Origin of the sequence: Haladaptatus sp. SPP-AMP-3, from assembly GCF_049568665.1 — an archaeon.
Classification (GTDB): domain Archaea; phylum Halobacteriota; class Halobacteria; order Halobacteriales; family Haladaptataceae; genus Haladaptatus; species Haladaptatus paucihalophilus.
In genome coordinates this window covers 170,855-186,494 of sequence record NZ_CP145897.1, presented here as the reverse complement: position 1 = coordinate 186,494, position 15,640 = coordinate 170,855, and the positions used below count along the sequence as shown (strand labels likewise).

Below are 15,640 nucleotides of genomic sequence, written 5' to 3'. Positions count from 1 at the left end.
CTCCTATTACTGTTGTACTCGCGTCAGTGCCGACTCGGGGTGCCCATCTCGTAGTCTGAAGAGAGGTCCAGCAGTCGTTCGACCATCGTCGGAAGCGTTCGCAAGCGGACGGTGTTCTCCTCGTGGCCGCTTTCGATGAGTCCCGCATCGGCTAACTTAGGGAAGTGAACGTGCCTGAGACTCGTCATCGCGCGGTCGCGTGCCTCGGCCGTGACGTCCATTCCGTCCGTTTCGTTGACGACGATTTCGGCCAGCGCGTCGTGGTGGGCGGCGCCGTCGAACGTTTCGAGAAGGTGGTAGAGAACGAGACGACGGCGATAATGAGAGAGAACGTCGAACGAACGACTCAGTGGGAGTCCGTGGTCCATTACGCATGCTTCTTCCGCCTCCCGAAGGGTGTGTCCGCTGGTTTACGTCTCAAATCTTTATATGGTGTCCTCTGTCACGCTGTTCTCGACCAGCGCAGCGGTCCCTTTGCGCAGGCGGACCGACAGCGCTTGCGCGCTGATGTCGAATTCCTCGGCGAGTTCTTCGAGCGTCGTCCGTCGCGGAACGTCGAAATACCCTGCTTCCAGCGCTCGACGGAGCGTTTCGTGCTGGAGTTCCGTCAACTCCATCCCGCCGGAGTCGTCCCCGCTGCTGTACAGCGCATCGACGGAGAGGGTGTCGTAGTTGTCCTGCCACCAGTCGACGAACGAAGCGAACGCATCGCGGTCGGGAAACCGGAATCGGACCTCCCACCCGTCCCGCGTCCCGACCGCATCCAGCAGGACGCCGCCGAGGTCGACCCACACCTGATTCGACGACGCGGCACTCACCGCTTCGGAGTAGTTCGCGCGGTAGAGCCGACGACCGTCGTCCTCGGCGAGTTGTTCGAACTCCGCAATCGACGAATCGTCCGCCATGGCCGCTTCGAACCCGTCGTGGTCGTCACCGTGCGCCCAGAACAACAACTGGACGGTTTCCTCCGAACCGACGCTCCGCTCGCGCTCCACCTCGATAGTCACGTCGGGATGCGCCGCAAGTGTATATTCGAGAACAGGTGTTTGCACTGTGATTTCGGCGATTATCACGTGTCCTCCCAAAACGGCGAAGAGATAAATCTCTCATGGTATCCCCAATTTTCGATTTCGTTCCAAGATTTTCGGATTTTTGTGTGTGGTGTTAAAAATGAATGGTTTCGCTGGATGACTCGAACGATTTCGGACGAGACCAGTTCGGCGCGCCCCGACAGAATCCGACCCCGTCGGTCGATGCCAGTAATCCTCCGGACGCAGATATGTAGGACGAAGAGAACGGGGTAACGCCGTAAAGGCAGGTGCTGGAACACCTACCTCGTTTACTTCCGACAGTCACCGAAGCCTGTTCGACAGAGATTGTCCGCGAGAAAAGCGTACCGCTAAGCGACCGCTCCGCAAAACCGGTCCGCGTTGTGACGAGCGAGTCGGGATGATAGCGTGACAGACTCCGAGTACATGCGGCTGTGGCCGCGTGGACATCGGATAGCCGCGTAGGGAGTTTCGGCAGTTCGTTTTGTTGGCGAACACATCGACCGCAAAAACCGCTCCACGAGGCCGACCATCACCACAGACGCGGCGTCCTCAGCCGGTCTGCCACGGCCACGACGTCGAGAAGTGCTGGCGACGGACCGCTTCGAACATCGCCAGCAGTCCGCCGCCGATGAGCGAAATGGTCCCCAACCCTTTCGGTGACGTCGCCGGGAAGACGATTCGATAGGTGAACGTGCGGTCCGCTCCCCGCACGTGCACCTTCACGTTCTTCGGCCGAAAACCGGGACTGGACGCACCGGGAAGCGACTCACTGGAATCAAATACGTACGTCTTTCCGTCGAGCGCACCGTCGACGACGCGCTGCTGCTGCTGCGTGAGCATCCCGTATTCGTAGACCGGTTGCCCCGTATAGTCCCCGCTCGAACCCTGTTTGAACTCGTACTGAAGTGCACCGATGCTGAGGACTACCCCGGCGACGATCATGAACATACCGAGAAAGAACAGTCCGTAGCGTATCCCCTTCCGAGAAATGACCGTTCGAGGCATAGCCGGAACTGCTGCACCAAACGTGATAAGTTTTCTCTATTTAAGGGCATTATTTTTTCATACAGGCGATAAGTATCATCTCAATCCGCGGTGAGACGCTCTCCTTGACCGGCAAGTGGTTCGCTCAGCGGCGGCGCAAGTCGGTAGTAGACGCCCGTCGATAATCGTTGTTGCCCGGTTCATCGACAGTCTCGCGTTGCTTCGCGGTTTCGTATACGCTCTGTACGGAATTATGAGGCCACGATCAGTCCGGGAGAGAGATGGTCAACCCAAGGCCGGGTGAATTTGGATCTTCGATAAATACGCGTGTCGGAACGCCCGTTCTCCAGACCGCGTCTATGTCGCCGGGGTCGACAGTTCCGACAAACGGACCGGCGTCACCGTTCTGAATCTCATCTTGACCGGGGTCGAAATACTCATCGTGCGGTTGCACCTGCCCACTGATGTCGATGGTGTAATCGTATCCGGGCCAATCCGGATTCCCGTCTCTCTCTACTGAAACTGCTGCTTTGAGATTTGCTGTCGTCACATCGATCGTTAGCCATCCGTAGTCGTTATAAGTGACATTAATCTGGGTGATCGAATCGTCAGAATCCATCCAGTAGTTGTCTACCCCGCCGTCACTAACCTGCCCATCCACGAAGTCCTTTCCCACACCGAGAATGTCGTCATCTCTGTTAGCCTGACCACCCTTTTCTAGGTCGTCGTAGCCTGTGGCAGTGTGCACCTGATACTCCCAGTAATTACTATTGGAATAGACCCGTATTTCATCCGTGTTTGCCGTTGCCGTTCCGGTCGCGGCGATTCCACCGGCGATCCCGACTCCGGCGGTCGCAGTCGATCGTAGGAAGCGTCGTCGCCCGAGTTCTTTTTCACTCATTGCTTTTGGATTCAATCACGTTATATTATTATATTTTTCCGTTTCGAAAAATATAAAATTTGTCCATTTCCAACTGGAACTTTCGGTAGATGATTTCCTGATGGTGGAAGATCCGCCCGTGGATGAATAGAGGCATCATTCTTTCCAGGGGTGCCAAAATAATCGCCTATGCGTTCTCCTCCGTATCCATCAGGGGTATTACAATACGGGGTAAAGATGCTAACAAGTCACGTCTTTCGCGGCCTCAGAGAGAAGCAAGCGAGTGGATTCCAGCGGGAACGCTTCCGACTCGCCGCCATTCGCCGTGCGTAGTCCGCTGTAAGACGCTGCCGCTCGACCCAGCGGCCGTACCCGCATCGATCGCTCGATCGGTCTTCGCGGATCTGAACACCGTCCCTGCGATCACCTGTCCATCGACGACGGCCAACGCGTCGATAACCTCCTTCGGACTACCGGGGTACGCCACCTCTTTCAGCGATTCGTCGCCAGTCGATTCGTACAGCACCGCGTCCGCACCACCACTCCAAGAAGGTGGCGCATCGCGTGCTGCGGAAGCGTATAGGTGTCCGTCGTGGACGATTGCGTTCCGAAAATACGCGCGGTCGCCCGAATCGAGACGAGACCACTCCTCGCCCCCATCTTTCGTGCGATAGAGGCCACCCGGTTGTACTCCGTCCGTCCCTAGATATCCGGTAGAGACGATGAATTCCTCCGGAGAAACCATGTGCACGTGGTGGATGTCGTCTGGAATCGGATCGTCCCGCTCGACCCAACTCTCTCCGCCATCTTCGGTCAGATGAAGTTTGCCGGCCTCGATGCCGACCACCAGCCTCTCGGGGGCGGCCGAGTGAATCCCGAGAGCACGGAGTCGAGGAGGGATATCGCCGGGGGCGGTCCACTTCGACCGTGACGGTTGGTCTTGGAGCGCGTTAACTTCGGACCACGTTCGTCCACGGTCGGTGGATCGATACAGGTGTGCTGGCGCCGTTCCCGCATACACCGCCGTTGCTGTTGCAGACACCGACCATACCGAGCCAGTCGACACCCCCAGATCGTTCCACGATTCGCCGGCGTCGGGTGAGTGGTACAGCCCCGACGTTGTGGCCGCGAATATTCCGTCCGCGGTATCGAAGGTCCGTATCTCGGTGACGAAGCCCGCATCGAGAACCTGCTCGACGGTCCCGAACGGGAAAGTATCAGCCCGATAGACGCCATCCGATGTTCCGATTAACGCGGTCATACTGTAATCATCATCAGTCTGTGGATTATTTGGTGGGAACGTACTCCTCGGAACGATGCTTTTCCGCCTGATTACTCGTCTCGAATGCTGGTCGCAGCGACGGATCGGGGCTGTTGTTCACGGTACCCATCGTTCCATGGGAGGTCGATTTCGTCCCACGTTTCCCCGGAATCCGTCGACCGATAGAGGCCACGGTTCGTCAGGGCGTAAAACGTACCCGGCTCATCGGGTTTCGTCGTGAGAACTGGCACGAAGAGTCCGGCCGGATCCGGGAAGCCATCCGTACATTGCTGCCAGGTTTCCTCTTCCTGCCGTCGATAGACAACCGAGTACGGGTCGTTGGGCTCGTCGTGCGTTCGAACCGCTTCGTCCTCGATGTCGTGCGCTCGGCCTGCGTTCGGCGAGGTCGATATAACACGAGTGTCTGGGTCGCCGGGGTCGACTGCAAGGGACCATCCGTAGGTATGTTCGAGGCCTTCAGATGAGTAGCCCCATGATTCCCCGCCATCGGTACTCTCCCCGTACGTATGGCCCTCCTCTACTTGACCGTCTCCCGCGGCGGCATACACTCGATTCGGTGCATCCGGGTGAGTTGCGAGTGTGTGTGCATCGAATGGTCCGTCGGGTACGCGATCGACCCACGTCTCACCTCGGTCGCTGGTCCTCACAACCGCTCCAGCTTCGATGCTGACGTAGAGTCGCTCGGGATTATCTGGGTGAGGTTCGATCCAGCGGACGTGGTGGGTGTCGGGGCGGCCAGGGAACGACCATTCTGTCGCCGAATCGAGATCCCTGAGACCGGGGCATTCACTCCACGTGTCGCCACCGTCGTCTGACCGGTATACCGCACTCGGTTCCGTTCCCGCATAGACCGTTCCGTACTCCTGTAGTCGATCCTCTGCAGCGACGGCGACCGCCATGACCCGTGACGACGAGAACTCGGAACCGACCTGTGACCAGGAATCGCCACCGTCTACCGTTCGCCACAGTCCATCGTTGAATGTTCCAAGGTACGCACGCTCGGGAGCGAATGGATCGACGGTAACGGCGTACGGCCGTTCATCGCCGTCGAAGTATTGATTGACGTCCCAGTTCCCGCCTCGTTCTTCGATCACGAGCAATGCGTAGTCCAATGCGGCGTAAATTCGGGTTGTCATGTGATTGTACTCGTTTCAGTTATCAGGGCAGATTTACGTTACTCACCCTCGCCAAGGTCGCTGGAAACTTTCGTGGTTGCAGTGGGAGGGCGAAGTCGAGGAAGTGGAACCTTCCCCATCGAGCGGATAGTGTACGAGCGATACTCAACCGAGAGGGTTCGTGGACTCGCTATTCGAACAGTTCGATAGCTTGTTCGTAGCGCTCGGAGGGCTCGTCCCAATCGACGACCTCGAAGAAGGCGTCGATGAAGTCGCCGCGAGCCGGGCCGTAATCGTAGTAGTAGGAGTGTTCCCACACGTCGAGCGCGAGGATCGGGTGGCTCCCCCAAAGTGCACCTTGATCGTGTTTGTCGACGACGACGTTGTGAAGCTGGTTCGAGAACGAGTCGTAAACGAGGAGCGCCCAACCCGAAGCGTTTTTCGCGGCGGCCTCGAATTCGCCCTTCCACGCCTCGTAGGAGCCGAAGTCTTCGGCGATGCGGTCGGCGAGTTCGCCGGTTGGTTCCTCGCCACCCTCGGGACTCATGCATTGCCAGAACAGCGAGTGGAGGATGTGGCCGGAGCCATTGTGAGTAACGTTTCGGAGCGCACCGCCGGACGTTCCGAAGTCACCCGACTCGCGGTTGCTCTCTAAGGTTTCTTCCGCGCTATTCCACCCGTTGACGTAGCCTTGATGGTGGGTGTCGTGGTGCCACGTGAGAACCTGCTCGGAGATGTACGGTTCCAGTGCGTCGTAGTCGTACGGGAGCGGTGGTAGTTCCGCGTTCGATTTTTCGGACATTACGCTTCCAATGTCGTCACATAGTCCAATAACGATTTCCTGAACTAAATTTTGGTAGCTTTGGTGCCACTTCTGTGGCGAAAACCACTGCTCGAGTAGTTGAAAACGCGCTCCTGGATGACTATCACACTCGGCGTGCAGTCTCGTCTTCTCCGTCGCGATACAGCTCACTTCGTTGCGCACGTCTCGTCTACTTCGAACTGCCCCCCAGTGAATTTGCCGTTCGTGTGAGAGACAAGCGGCGCATCCGCGCCGCTTGTCAGATTACTCACATCAAAATTCAGTGGGTCGGGGCAGATTCGAACTGCCGATCTGCTCCGTGTGAAGGAGCTGTCATAACCGGACTAGACTACCGACCCGAACGCAGTTCATCGTTTTCCTGCACCGGACTTAAGGCTTGCTTTCGAGAGCGGGCGGCCACCACGACCAAGGGCCGTCGATGCCGACCCCCGAGCATGACCGACTGGACCGTTATAAACGTCGCCGACGTGGATACCGGTGTTCTGGACGGGTCGAAACCCCTCAACGAGGTGCTGTCGGCTCACGCGGGGGCGCGGACGAAGTTCGTGCTCCCCGAGGGTCGCTATCGACTCGACGGGCCGTTCGTCCACAACGATTGCGAGGCGATTGCGGTGGTGGGCGACCCGCACGCCACGCTGGTCGTGAGCGACCCCGACCAGCAGTACTGCCTCGACGTCGGCGGCGACTGGGGCGTCTCGCCCGACACGTCGGCGACGACGGTCGAAATCCGGAACCTCACGTTCGACATGACGGCCGACGGCGTGGGCGCGCAAGCCGTCTCGGCGCGGGCGAGCGAGGACTTGAAAATCGAGGGCGTGACCGTCGACGGCGAGTGCGTCTCGGCGGGGAAGAAGGCCCTCGGCGCGATTTACGCGGCGGTCACGCACCCGGACGGGGTGGGCGTCGTGTCCGTCTCGCTCCCGGACGGCTGTGCGTTCGCCCCGGAGAGCTATCCCGACCAGTCGCCCGCGGAGTCCCAGACCAGCCACCCCATCGGGGTCAACGTCTCCGACGACCACCGCGGCGAGTTGACGTTTCGGGACTGCCGCGTCGAAGGGTGGGTGAACAACGGCGGCTACCTCGCGGGCGGGACGGGGCCGTGTCTCGTCGAGGGCGGACGCTGGAAGGACAACGGCAACGCGAACCTCCGCTTGGGCGACGGCGACGAAGCCCACGACGTTCGAATCGAGGTGGACGAGACGAACTACACGGGGTGCGGCCTCTGGCTACAGGACGGAAACTGCCGCGTCTCCGGCGGCGAACTCCGCCTGCCGAACTGCGACAACGACGGCCTCCGCGTCTCGAGTCGCTCCGCCCGCGTACGCGACCTGAAAATCGACTGTACCTCGTCGGCACGCCCCATCAAGGTCAACGACGGAGACGGGCCGGTCGTGCTGGGGGACGTCGAACTCGTAGATTCGGGCGACGGGTCGAAACACAGCTACGCCGTCGAACTGTGGCGGGAAGACGCCGAACTTCGGAACTGCCGTTTCTCGTTTCGGAACGGGGACGAAAATCGCAACGGCATCAACGTCCTCGGTGCGCGAACCGTCTTCGACGGCGTGACGGCGACGCACGACGCCGACGGGACGACGGTGCTCGTCAAGGCCGACGACGCGACGTTCCGGAACTCGACGTTCGGCGGGCGCGTCGATGTGGATGGAAAAAACGCGTCGGAGCCGAGCGTCGAGGAGAGCGATTTCACCGCGTGTGAGTGTATCGGCTTCGACGGTTAGCTCATCCGCATCCGCTTTTTCGCGTCCCGCATCGCGGACCGCGACCGTTCTTTCGCTCTGTGCTCCGCGTCGCGAAGGTTTTCGCGCATTCGTTCGCGTCGTGACGGCTCGGCGGGTCGCTCTCGTCCGGTCACCCCGCGGGCCTTTCGCTCGACGGGTCGTAGTTCTTCGCGCACTCCACGCCCGAGATGGCTCCCGGCATGTCGGAGGTGGTGCCACGCGTCTTTGAAGTGTGCGTTCATCGTTCTCTCCGATTATGTTGCTACGTGCGGGTCAGATATAATCGTTCCGTCGGTATTCGGCGGGAGTGTCGGTTCAAAAACGGTTTTACCGCGGGCCAAGAAAGGACGAATGTATGTTTACGCGGCTTTCGATTCCGACGCCGTTTCAAATCGGACCGGTGAACGCCTATCTCGCGGGGCGGACGCTGGTCGACCCGGGTCCGGGAAGTGAGGAAGCATGGACCGCGCTGCTCGACGGATTGGAGCGACACGACCTCACCCCCGCGGACATCGAACAGGTGCTCATCACGCACCCCCACCCCGACCACTTCGGGTCGGCAAAACGGCTTCGAGAATCGGGCGCCCGCATCGTCGCCAGCACCGAAGCGGCCGCCATCGTCCGGGACTTCGGCGACCGACTGACGTACGAACAGGAGTACTTCGCCGACTTCTTCGACCGCTGTGGGATGGCCGAAACGACCGCCAAAACGGTCACCGACCTGCCGGAAGCCTACCTCTCGGTGGCCCCAGGCGTCGAAACCGACCTCGAACTCGACGACGGCGAGTCCGTCACCGTCGAGGGCGTCGAACTGACCGCGGAGTCCGTGCAGGGCCACTCGTCCGGCGAGACCATCTTCACGTTCGAGCACGACGGACGATCGAAGGCCATCGTCGGCGACCACGTGCTCGCCGACATCACGCCGAACCCGCTCCTCCAACCGCCCGCGGAAGAAGGCGGCCGTCGTCCGCGCGTCCTCCCGGCGTTCAATCGCTCGCTCTCGGCGCTCCGGGACCGGGACCTCGATTACCTCCTTCCGGGCCACCGCGAGGAGATAACGGACCCCGCGGGCCGAATCGACGAAATCCTCGCCGCACACGAGGAGCGGACGGAGAACGTTCGCGCGCTCGTCGACGGCCCGACGACTGCGTTCGACGTGATGACCGAACTGTTCGGCGACCTTCCCGCGACGGAGTACTTCCCCGGAATGAGCGAGGCGGTGGGACACCTCGACGTGCTCGAAGAGCGGGGCGAAGTGAACCGACACGAACAAGGTGGCGTCGTCGTGTACGAAGGAGTAACTCAATGAACGAACTGCAACCTGTCGCGCTCGGTGACGAACCCGCTGATCTCGTGATCCGGAACGGTCGCGTCCTCATGCCGGAACTGTGCGAGTTTCAGGCGCGCGACGTCGTGGTCAAAAACAATCGCGTCGCGGCGCTGCCCGAGGACGGCACCGAGTCGATAGGTGACGAGACGACGGTCGTCAACGCTAGCGACCGCGTCGTCACCCCCGGTTTCATCGACGCACATACGCACATCGACCTCCACCAGACGTTCGAGAACGCCTACCACTACGCCCTCGAAGGCGGCACGACGACGGTCGTGACCGAAGTTTCCGGGTTCGGCCCCGCATTCGGCGCGGAGGGGGTCGAACAGTTGCTCGCCGCGACCTCCTACCTCCCGATTCGGGTATTCGCCACGGTCCCTCCCCAACCCCTCATCGACACGTTCGAACCGGCGCGGGGTGACGCCGAATCGCTGACGGACCTCCTCGGCGACGCTCGCGTCGTCGGCGTCGGCGAAACCGACTGGATTCACGCCGTCGGCCGCGACTCGCCGACGGAGGAACTGTACGAGCGCGCCCACCTCGAAGGCAAGACCGTCACCGGCCACGGCGCTGGCTGTTCCGGCGAGAAACTCCAAGCGTTCGCCAGCATCGTGGACGACGACCACGAGTCCATAACGGGCGAAGACATCATCGAGCGCGTCGAGAACGGCATCCACGCCGTGGGTCGCTGTGGGTCGATTCGGGACGACATGGCGGCGGTCGGCGAAGCGTACGAAGAAATCGGTGCGGCCGAAATATCGCTCTCGACCGACGGGATGTGGCCCCGCGAACTCATCGGCGAGGGGTACATGGACGTGGTGGTGCGCCGAGCCATCGAGGAGGGCGTCGCGCCCGCCGACGCCATCCGCATGGCGACGCTCAACCCCGCCCGGCACTTCGGCCTGCCGAACCTCGGGTCGCTCGCGCCGGGTAACATCGCCGACATCCTGCTCATCGACGACCTGGAAACCGTCAACGTCACCACGGTCATCAACGGCGGTGAGGTCGTCTACAACAACCACGAGACGACCGTCGCCCCGCGCTCCTACGAGTATCCGGACCACTTCTACGACAGCGTGAACGTCAGCACCGACCCGGAGGAGTTCCGCGTGCCCGCCGACGTAGCGGACGACGGCGAGGTTCGCGCCGTCGAGTACCGCGAAGGCCTGATTTCGGGCGAGACGCGGGTTCGACCGGCGGTCGAGGACGGGGGACTCGTCGCCGCGCCCGAAGACGGCCTGCTGAAAGTCACCCTCCTCAACCGGCACCCGGACGGGGACGGAACCGGTTTCACCGGCTTCGTGACCGGCTTCGGCCCGGTGGAAGGCGCGGTTGCGACCAGCCTCGTCTGGGAAACGCCCGGCGTGCTTGCGCTCGGGAGCGGCGAGGACCTCAGACGCGCCGTCGCCCACGTCAACGAGATGGGCGGCGGTTGGGCGGTTGTCAGGGACGGCGACGTGGTTGCCGAACTCCCGACTCGAATCGCGGGCGTCTGTTCGGACCTCGAAGTGGAGGAGACGGCGAAGCTGTACACCGCCATCGAGAGCGCGTTCCGAAGCCTCGGCACGGACGTCGAACGGCCGATGATCGGGATTCAGACGCTAACCTTCCCCGGCGTCCCCTCGCTAAAACTGTCGTTCTCGGGCTACGCCGACATCTTCTCGCGTGAAATCGTCGGCCTGACGCCTGAATAGTCGGCGGGTATTTTCGACATTTCTCTCGGCTCTCTCCCACTCCTTCGACTCTTTCCTTTCTCGCCTACTCGCTCGCTTCTACTTCCTCTCCCCCGTGTTCTCGAATCGTTCGAATCTGGTCGTACGGGAAGAAGTTTCTCCCGCCTTTTCGGTGCAGCCAAACCCCCGTGTCGTAGAACTCGAGTTCGTCGCCTTCGACCGGCGATACGATGTTCTGATCTCTCCCCCGTTTGCCACTCGGGACGAGGTACACGTCGTACTCGTTCTCTGGCATGGGGCGAATACGCCGAACACGGTCAAAAGCGTACTGGGCGCTACGTCGACTCGTAGATGGTGACTCGTCCGTCTCGTTCGACGACGACGGCGAACTCTTTGTGGATAAACTCGACCCGCCTCGGGACGCGTTTCTCGGAGTGACGGCCGAACAGGTCCTCCAGTGCGTCCGGGTCGATGCTCTCGTACAGCGGTTCTATCTCCGTCGAACTGCTGTCAGTCACTTCGGCGATAGCGTCGATAACCGTCTCGGCTATCGGACCCCCCTCGTGAACCGTCTCGTAGAGGGGCGTCCGATGCTCGTTCGACTCCCGGCTCATGTCAAATACCTCCTTGCGCTCGCACGGAAAACGATATCGCTCGCATCCTTTGTTCGGAGGCGTACCATAAACGGAATGTTTGGGGTTTCGTGGTTCATGTCTTTATTACCCCTCCCGTGATTCCACCGAGTCGCTGCGGGGCAACAACGTCGCTTCGAGCATTCGCTCCAATCCCCGTCGGAGGCGACCGGACGCGGCTTGCGGCGAAATATCGAGCGCTTCGGCGAGTTCCGAGAGCGAGGTCTCGCGGGGAACGTGAAAGTACCCCGATGCGAACGCCGTCGAGAGGGCTTCCCGCTGCTCGTCGGTCAATCCGTATCGTTTCGTCGGAAACTCGTCGACGGGATAGATGCGCCGGACTTCGTACGAAATCGACCGTTCGTCACAGGCCTCTCGGAATCGCGTGGTCGTGTCGTGGTCCGGGAACCGAATCCGGAACAGCCAGCCCTCCTCGTTCCCGACGGTATCGAGGAGCGTCGCGTCCTGTCCGGTCAGAATCTCGTGGATACCCTCTGCCGAATCCGACCAGACGAGGCGGCAGAGCGCCCCGTTCTCCGTTTTGCTGAGGACGGCGATGGATTCGAGCGCCGGTGTCTCCGGCGTGATATCGGCGAGAAATGACGTGTCGTCCGTGGCGACCCAGACGAACGGCATCGAACACTCCCGCGTCGGCACGATACGCTCCAACTCGATACGGATGTCGGACCGATACGAGAACAACTCCCCGAGTGCGAACTCGTCATGCGGGAGTCGTAGTTCGACGACGACGTTCACGAGGGACAATAGGGTACGGCGTGCGTCAATCCTTTCGGCCATTCGCGTGGGGTCAACCGCGCACGAGACGATGATGATGCGCATAACTTACGCATATTGACGGCGTTGGAACGCCGTGACCACCGCGTTCGACCCCCGCGAATTCACATCGAGTTGGACACTCCACAAACAAGGTTGAATCGCAAGACGGGGACGCGGTTCTTCTTCGTTATAAATAGTTATATAATTATTATGGTAATAATCTATTTATACGGGTGTGGCTCAGCCCCGGGTGAAGTTGCAATGTTCGAACCGATTCGACGCGCGACACTGTTTGCCCTGTACCAGCTCAGCGTCTTGGCCGGAATCTGCCTGCTTCCGGTCGCTCTCGTCGCTCGACGGGCAGGGGTTCCGTTTCCCATGCACCGAGTAGTGGCGTCCCTGGCGACGTCCTACGAGAAGACGAAGGACGCACAGCCCTGATATAGCCGCTCGTTTTATCCCTCGTTACACCCCGGAAGGGTTGGTTTTATCAGTGCTGACGGATTACGTTCGGGTAATGCGTACTCCAATGCACGGTTCCGACTTCTCGCGTAATCTGGAGCGCCTGAACGGTAACGATACGAGTCCATACGAGCCGGAAATCGGCTCGCTCCCCGACAACGAGTACTCGAAAAAGGACATGGAGAACATCAACAAAACCGGAACGACGACCATCGGCCTCACGACCGCCGACGGCGTCGTCATGGCGACGGATATGCGCGCCAGCCTCGCCGGACGTTTCGTCTCCAACAAGAACGTCCAGAAGGTCGAGCAGATTCACCCGACGGCGGCCCTGACGATGGCCGGGTCCGTCGGTGGCGCACAGTCGTTCATCCGAACGATGCGCATCGAGTCCAACCTCTATGAATCCCGACGCGGCGAGCAGATGAGCATGCAGGCTCTCTCGACGCTCGCGGGCAACATGCTCCGCGGCGGTCCGTTCTTCATGGTCTCGCCCATCCTCGGCGGTATCGACGAGGAAGGCTCGCACATCTACAGCCTCGACCCCGCCGGTGGCGTCATGTCCGACGACTATACCGTCACGGGCAGCGGGATGCAACTCGCCTACGGTGTCCTCGAACAGGATTACGAGGAAGGTCTCTCGAACGAGGAGGCGAAAACGGTCGCGGCCCGCGGTATCAAGAGCGCCGTCGAGCGCGACACGGGCAGCGGTAACGGCGTGTTCCTCGCCGAAATCACCGAGGAAGGCGTCGATATCACCGGTCACAAGGACTTCGACGACGTACTCTAATCCCAGTCGGTGAAACTGCCGTCGAGCAACGTCTCCTTTTGCTGGTCGATGTAGGCGCGTTGCATGCCGCTGACCGCATCGGCGAGCGTCTCGCCGTCGTCCAGCCGTTCCCGAACTTCTCGTTTCTTCCATCCAGCGGGCGTCACGCCGTGGCGGGCGCGCTGTCGGAGCGGGTAGAGATACTTCGCGGCCTGCTCGTCCGAGAGGCCGCGCGCTTGCAGGCCGTCCTTCGCGTGTGCGAATAGGTCGGCGAACAGGTCGTCCGTCTCCGTCGTCTCCTTGCCGTCGTTCGTTATCCAGTACAGGTCGGCGTCGAGTCCGTCGCGCATGGCGGCGTAAAAGTTGTCCCGCGCGACCACCCAATCGAGGTGGTGCACCGGGTGCTCCCGGCGGAAGGTGCTCTCCAACAGCCCCGCGAAGGCCGCCTGGAACGCGATGGAATCACGGACCGTCGGCTGGGCGGCGATGGGGCGGAACTCGATGCGGGCGTTCGCGTCGGCGCGCGTCGAACCGCCGAAGACCGGGCGCACCCACCGCCAGTAGGTGCCGTGTTTCAGCCGGAAGTGGGCGAACTCGTCGTCGAAGCGGTTCGATCGCGAGACGGGCATCGGGACGATGGTCCGGTCCGCCGCGATGTTGTCGATGGCGTCCGCCGCGGAATCGATGTCCTCCGGGAAGCGCACTTTCCCGGGGTCGAACGCGTTCAACACCGACTCGAAGACGTGGATTCGGTTCTCCATCCACGCCTCGTCCACGATTTCCTCCGGCGGCACGTCGTCGTACAGGTCCGGCGGGAAGAACGGCGAGTTGACCCCGAGCGCCAACATCGGGGCCGCGATTCGAACCGCGTACTGGAAGTAGGTCGGCAAGTCGCGGGCGTGTGGCACCTGATAGTGGGGCTGGATGGACGTTATCAGGCTCTCGGGCATGACCGTCTTCGCCGAGAGCGAGACGTGCGGCGCGTCGAGTTCCATCCCGACGGCCTCCTCCGTGTTCGCCATCGCGTGATAGCGCACCGAGTTGCTCATGTTCGACGCGATTTGAACGCCGTTATCGTCCACGCCGTCGGTGAGATACCGGGTGGCCGTCTCGCCGGTCGGCGGAATCGTCCACAGGCCGTCGCTGACGAGGCGCATTCCTTCCGCGCCCGTCCGCGCTTCCGCCGCCGAGAGGCGGGCTTTCACCTCCGCCTCCTGTGCGGCCAAGCCGTGTTCGTTCAGCGGTTGCGGACTCGTGGACATCTCGGCGTTGTGTAGACCGAGTTCCTTCTCGAAGCCGATGAGCGAAAGCAGTCGCCGCGGTACGCGGGAGAGCGCTTTGGTCTCCGCGTCCACCGCGTAGAACTCGTACTCGAACCCGACGATGGATTGCGGGTTGTCGAACGTCCCGTCTTCGAGTTCTCGCTTGATGACCTCTGCGTCCTCCTCGACACGAGCTTGAAACTCCTCCCTGTCTACCGTCGCCACGTCTTTTACCTGCGACGCAAGGTCGGACGTCATGCGAGGGGGTGAGAGTGCCAGACGCTTCAATCCACGGGCTTCGTCGCCTTCGTTCGTTCCGGTTCGCCGTCGCGTTCGACCGCGACCACGGTTTTCGGAAACGAACCGCGGAACGTGACGACGAGTTCGTACGCGTCCGCGGACATGTCCGCCGTACAGCCGACCGGCAGGAACGGGACGTCGTGTAGCAGGCCGTCCTTCTCACCGGACGTGACAGAGACATCGAGTCTCCCGTCCCGTTCGTGGTACGAAACGTCGTCCAATTTCGCCTCGTTACACGAGCTAGAACCGACCCAAAGCGCTCCCGTGACGACGACCCGATTCGATCCGGGCCGAAATTCGACGGTCGGCGGTGCGTCTACCTCGGTATCCGCGGTAGATTTCTGGACGGAGAAATCCACGCCACGAACGTGTCCCTCGGACCATCGCCCGCCCACGAAGCTCCCGAGACAACCTGCGCTTACGACAACCCCGGTCGAGACGAGCAGTTCGCGGCGTCGCATGCGTACCACCCCGAAGTGTTTATCCATAAAATATCGGGACGGTAAAACGAGTGTTTGAGTCACGAACGCCCCCGAAATCGAAAGCCGTAGGCTTAACTCCGA

18 protein-coding genes and 1 tRNA gene are annotated in these 15,640 nt (G+C 61.1%); 5 read left to right on the top strand and 14 right to left on the bottom strand.

What is annotated here, in order from left to right:
- Nucleotides 1–23: 23 nt before the first annotated feature.
- The 8 genes from V5735_RS01280 to V5735_RS01245 form a co-directional block, all read right to left on the bottom strand.
- Nucleotides 24–368, bottom strand: a complete 345-nt coding sequence (locus tag V5735_RS01280) for a DUF7344 domain-containing protein (protein ID WP_423744708.1) — start codon at nt 366–368, stop codon at nt 24–26.
- A 57-nt stretch (nt 369–425) separates the two neighbouring features.
- Complete coding sequence (locus V5735_RS01275) at nt 426–1,073, bottom strand: helix-turn-helix domain-containing protein (protein WP_423744707.1); 648 nt, start codon at nt 1,071–1,073, stop codon at nt 426–428.
- Between the two features lie 528 nt (nt 1,074–1,601).
- Nucleotides 1,602–2,057: an ABC transporter ATP-binding protein gene (locus V5735_RS01270; protein ID WP_423744706.1), complete on the bottom strand. Its 456-nt coding sequence runs from the start codon at nt 2,055–2,057 to the stop codon at nt 1,602–1,604.
- A gap of 244 nt (nt 2,058–2,301) precedes the next feature.
- Entirely contained in the window at nt 2,302–2,937 is a 636-nt protein-coding gene (locus V5735_RS01265; protein ID WP_423744705.1) for a hypothetical protein, read from the bottom strand.
- Nucleotides 2,938–3,181: 244 nt separating this feature from the next.
- Nucleotides 3,182–4,177: a WD40/YVTN/BNR-like repeat-containing protein gene (locus V5735_RS01260; protein WP_423744704.1), complete on the bottom strand. Its 996-nt coding sequence runs from the start codon at nt 4,175–4,177 to the stop codon at nt 3,182–3,184.
- A 71-nt stretch (nt 4,178–4,248) separates the two neighbouring features.
- The gene (locus tag V5735_RS01255; protein WP_423744703.1) at nt 4,249–5,334 is read right to left on the bottom strand and encodes a WD40/YVTN/BNR-like repeat-containing protein; all 1,086 of its coding nucleotides are present in this window, start codon (nt 5,332–5,334) and stop codon (nt 4,249–4,251) included.
- Nucleotides 5,335–5,503: 169 nt separating this feature from the next.
- Nucleotides 5,504–6,115, bottom strand: a complete 612-nt coding sequence (gene sod, locus V5735_RS01250) for a superoxide dismutase (RefSeq protein ID WP_423744702.1) — start codon at nt 6,113–6,115, stop codon at nt 5,504–5,506.
- Nucleotides 6,116–6,399: 284 nt separating this feature from the next.
- Nucleotides 6,400–6,474: transfer RNA gene (locus V5735_RS01245), tRNA-Val, on the bottom strand.
- 96 nt (nt 6,475–6,570) lie between these two features.
- Here V5735_RS01245 and V5735_RS01240 point away from each other — a divergent pair.
- Nucleotides 6,571–7,872 carry a hypothetical protein gene (locus V5735_RS01240; RefSeq protein ID WP_423744701.1) on the top strand — a complete coding sequence of 434 codons (1,302 nt, stop codon included), beginning with the start codon at nt 6,571–6,573 and terminating at the stop codon, nt 7,870–7,872.
- On the opposite strand, the gene V5735_RS01235 is transcribed toward V5735_RS01240, so the two are convergent.
- Nucleotides 7,869–8,114 (bottom strand): DUF7553 family protein, encoded by a 246-nt coding sequence (locus V5735_RS01235; protein WP_423744700.1) that lies wholly within the window; start codon nt 8,112–8,114, stop codon nt 7,869–7,871. The genes V5735_RS01240 and V5735_RS01235 overlap by 4 nt on opposite strands.
- A gap of 113 nt (nt 8,115–8,227) precedes the next feature.
- On the opposite strand from V5735_RS01235, the gene V5735_RS01230 reads away from it, so the two are divergent.
- Both V5735_RS01230 and V5735_RS01225 read left to right on the top strand, forming a co-directional pair.
- Complete coding sequence (locus V5735_RS01230) at nt 8,228–9,181, top strand: MBL fold metallo-hydrolase (RefSeq protein WP_423744699.1); 954 nt, start codon at nt 8,228–8,230, stop codon at nt 9,179–9,181.
- On the top strand, nt 9,178–10,896 hold the full coding sequence (locus V5735_RS01225; RefSeq protein WP_423744698.1) for an adenine deaminase C-terminal domain-containing protein: 1,719 nt from the start codon (nt 9,178–9,180) through the stop codon (nt 10,894–10,896). Before V5735_RS01230 ends, V5735_RS01225 begins: the two co-directional genes overlap by 4 nt.
- 64 nt (nt 10,897–10,960) lie before the next feature.
- Here V5735_RS01225 and V5735_RS01220 read toward each other — a convergent pair whose 3' ends face one another.
- The 3 genes from V5735_RS01220 to V5735_RS01210 all read right to left on the bottom strand — a co-directional run bounded on the left by V5735_RS01220 (nt 10,961) and on the right by V5735_RS01210 (nt 12,263).
- Nucleotides 10,961–11,170, bottom strand: a complete 210-nt coding sequence (locus tag V5735_RS01220) for a hypothetical protein (RefSeq protein WP_423744697.1) — start codon at nt 11,168–11,170, stop codon at nt 10,961–10,963.
- Nucleotides 11,171–11,210: 40 nt separating this feature from the next.
- Nucleotides 11,211–11,489 (bottom strand): HalOD1 output domain-containing protein, encoded by a 279-nt coding sequence (locus V5735_RS01215; protein ID WP_423744696.1) that lies wholly within the window; start codon nt 11,487–11,489, stop codon nt 11,211–11,213.
- Between the two features lie 105 nt (nt 11,490–11,594).
- Complete coding sequence (locus V5735_RS01210) at nt 11,595–12,263, bottom strand: helix-turn-helix domain-containing protein (RefSeq protein WP_423744695.1); 669 nt, start codon at nt 12,261–12,263, stop codon at nt 11,595–11,597.
- Nucleotides 12,264–12,545: 282 nt separating this feature from the next.
- Here V5735_RS01210 and V5735_RS01205 point away from each other — a divergent pair, with 282 nt between their 5' ends.
- Both V5735_RS01205 and psmB read left to right on the top strand, forming a co-directional pair.
- Complete coding sequence (locus V5735_RS01205; protein ID WP_423744694.1) at nt 12,546–12,725, top strand: hypothetical protein; 180 nt, start codon at nt 12,546–12,548, stop codon at nt 12,723–12,725.
- Nucleotides 12,726–12,801: 76 nt separating this feature from the next.
- A complete protein-coding gene (gene psmB, locus V5735_RS01200; protein WP_423744693.1) occupies nt 12,802–13,536 on the top strand; it encodes an archaeal proteasome endopeptidase complex subunit beta in 735 nt (244 codons plus the stop codon).
- Here the strand turns inward: psmB and V5735_RS01195 are convergent.
- Both V5735_RS01195 and V5735_RS01190 read right to left on the bottom strand, forming a co-directional pair.
- Complete coding sequence (locus V5735_RS01195; protein ID WP_423744692.1) at nt 13,533–15,035, bottom strand: hypothetical protein; 1,503 nt, start codon at nt 15,033–15,035, stop codon at nt 13,533–13,535. The two genes, psmB and V5735_RS01195, sit on opposite strands and share 4 nt — an antisense overlap.
- Nucleotides 15,036–15,061: 26 nt before the next feature.
- On the bottom strand, nt 15,062–15,538 hold the full coding sequence (locus tag V5735_RS01190; protein ID WP_423744691.1) for a hypothetical protein: 477 nt from the start codon (nt 15,536–15,538) through the stop codon (nt 15,062–15,064).
- Nucleotides 15,539–15,640: the final 102 nt, after the last annotated feature.

Excerpts from the sequence above, each read along its gene's own strand:
- V5735_RS01195 (WP_423744692.1), bottom strand. The coding sequence starts at position 15,035 with ATGACGTCCGACCTTGCGTCGCAGGTAAAAGACGTGGCGACGGTAGAC.
- V5735_RS01215 (WP_423744696.1), bottom strand. The coding sequence starts at position 11,489 with ATGAGCCGGGAGTCGAACGAGCATCGGACGCCCCTCTACGAGACGGTT.
- psmB (WP_423744693.1), top strand. The coding sequence starts at position 12,802 with ATGCGTACTCCAATGCACGGTTCCGACTTCTCGCGTAATCTGGAGCGC.
- sod (WP_423744702.1), bottom strand. The coding sequence starts at position 6,115 with ATGTCCGAAAAATCGAACGCGGAACTACCACCGCTCCCGTACGACTAC.
- V5735_RS01270 (WP_423744706.1), bottom strand. The coding sequence starts at position 2,057 with ATGCCTCGAACGGTCATTTCTCGGAAGGGGATACGCTACGGACTGTTC.
- V5735_RS01205 (WP_423744694.1), top strand. The coding sequence starts at position 12,546 with ATGTTCGAACCGATTCGACGCGCGACACTGTTTGCCCTGTACCAGCTC.
- V5735_RS01230 (WP_423744699.1), top strand. The coding sequence starts at position 8,228 with ATGTTTACGCGGCTTTCGATTCCGACGCCGTTTCAAATCGGACCGGTG.
- V5735_RS01225 (WP_423744698.1), top strand. The coding sequence starts at position 9,178 with ATGAACGAACTGCAACCTGTCGCGCTCGGTGACGAACCCGCTGATCTC.
- V5735_RS01235 (WP_423744700.1), bottom strand. The coding sequence starts at position 8,114 with ATGAACGCACACTTCAAAGACGCGTGGCACCACCTCCGACATGCCGGG.
- V5735_RS01260 (WP_423744704.1), bottom strand. The coding sequence starts at position 4,177 with ATGACCGCGTTAATCGGAACATCGGATGGCGTCTATCGGGCTGATACT.
- V5735_RS01265 (WP_423744705.1), bottom strand. The coding sequence starts at position 2,937 with ATGAGTGAAAAAGAACTCGGGCGACGACGCTTCCTACGATCGACTGCG.
- V5735_RS01190 (WP_423744691.1), bottom strand. The coding sequence starts at position 15,538 with ATGCGACGCCGCGAACTGCTCGTCTCGACCGGGGTTGTCGTAAGCGCA.
- V5735_RS01220 (WP_423744697.1), bottom strand. The coding sequence starts at position 11,170 with ATGCCAGAGAACGAGTACGACGTGTACCTCGTCCCGAGTGGCAAACGG.
- V5735_RS01255 (WP_423744703.1), bottom strand. The coding sequence starts at position 5,334 with ATGACAACCCGAATTTACGCCGCATTGGACTACGCATTGCTCGTGATC.
- V5735_RS01240 (WP_423744701.1), top strand. The coding sequence starts at position 6,571 with ATGACCGACTGGACCGTTATAAACGTCGCCGACGTGGATACCGGTGTT.
- V5735_RS01280 (WP_423744708.1), bottom strand. The coding sequence starts at position 368 with ATGGACCACGGACTCCCACTGAGTCGTTCGTTCGACGTTCTCTCTCAT.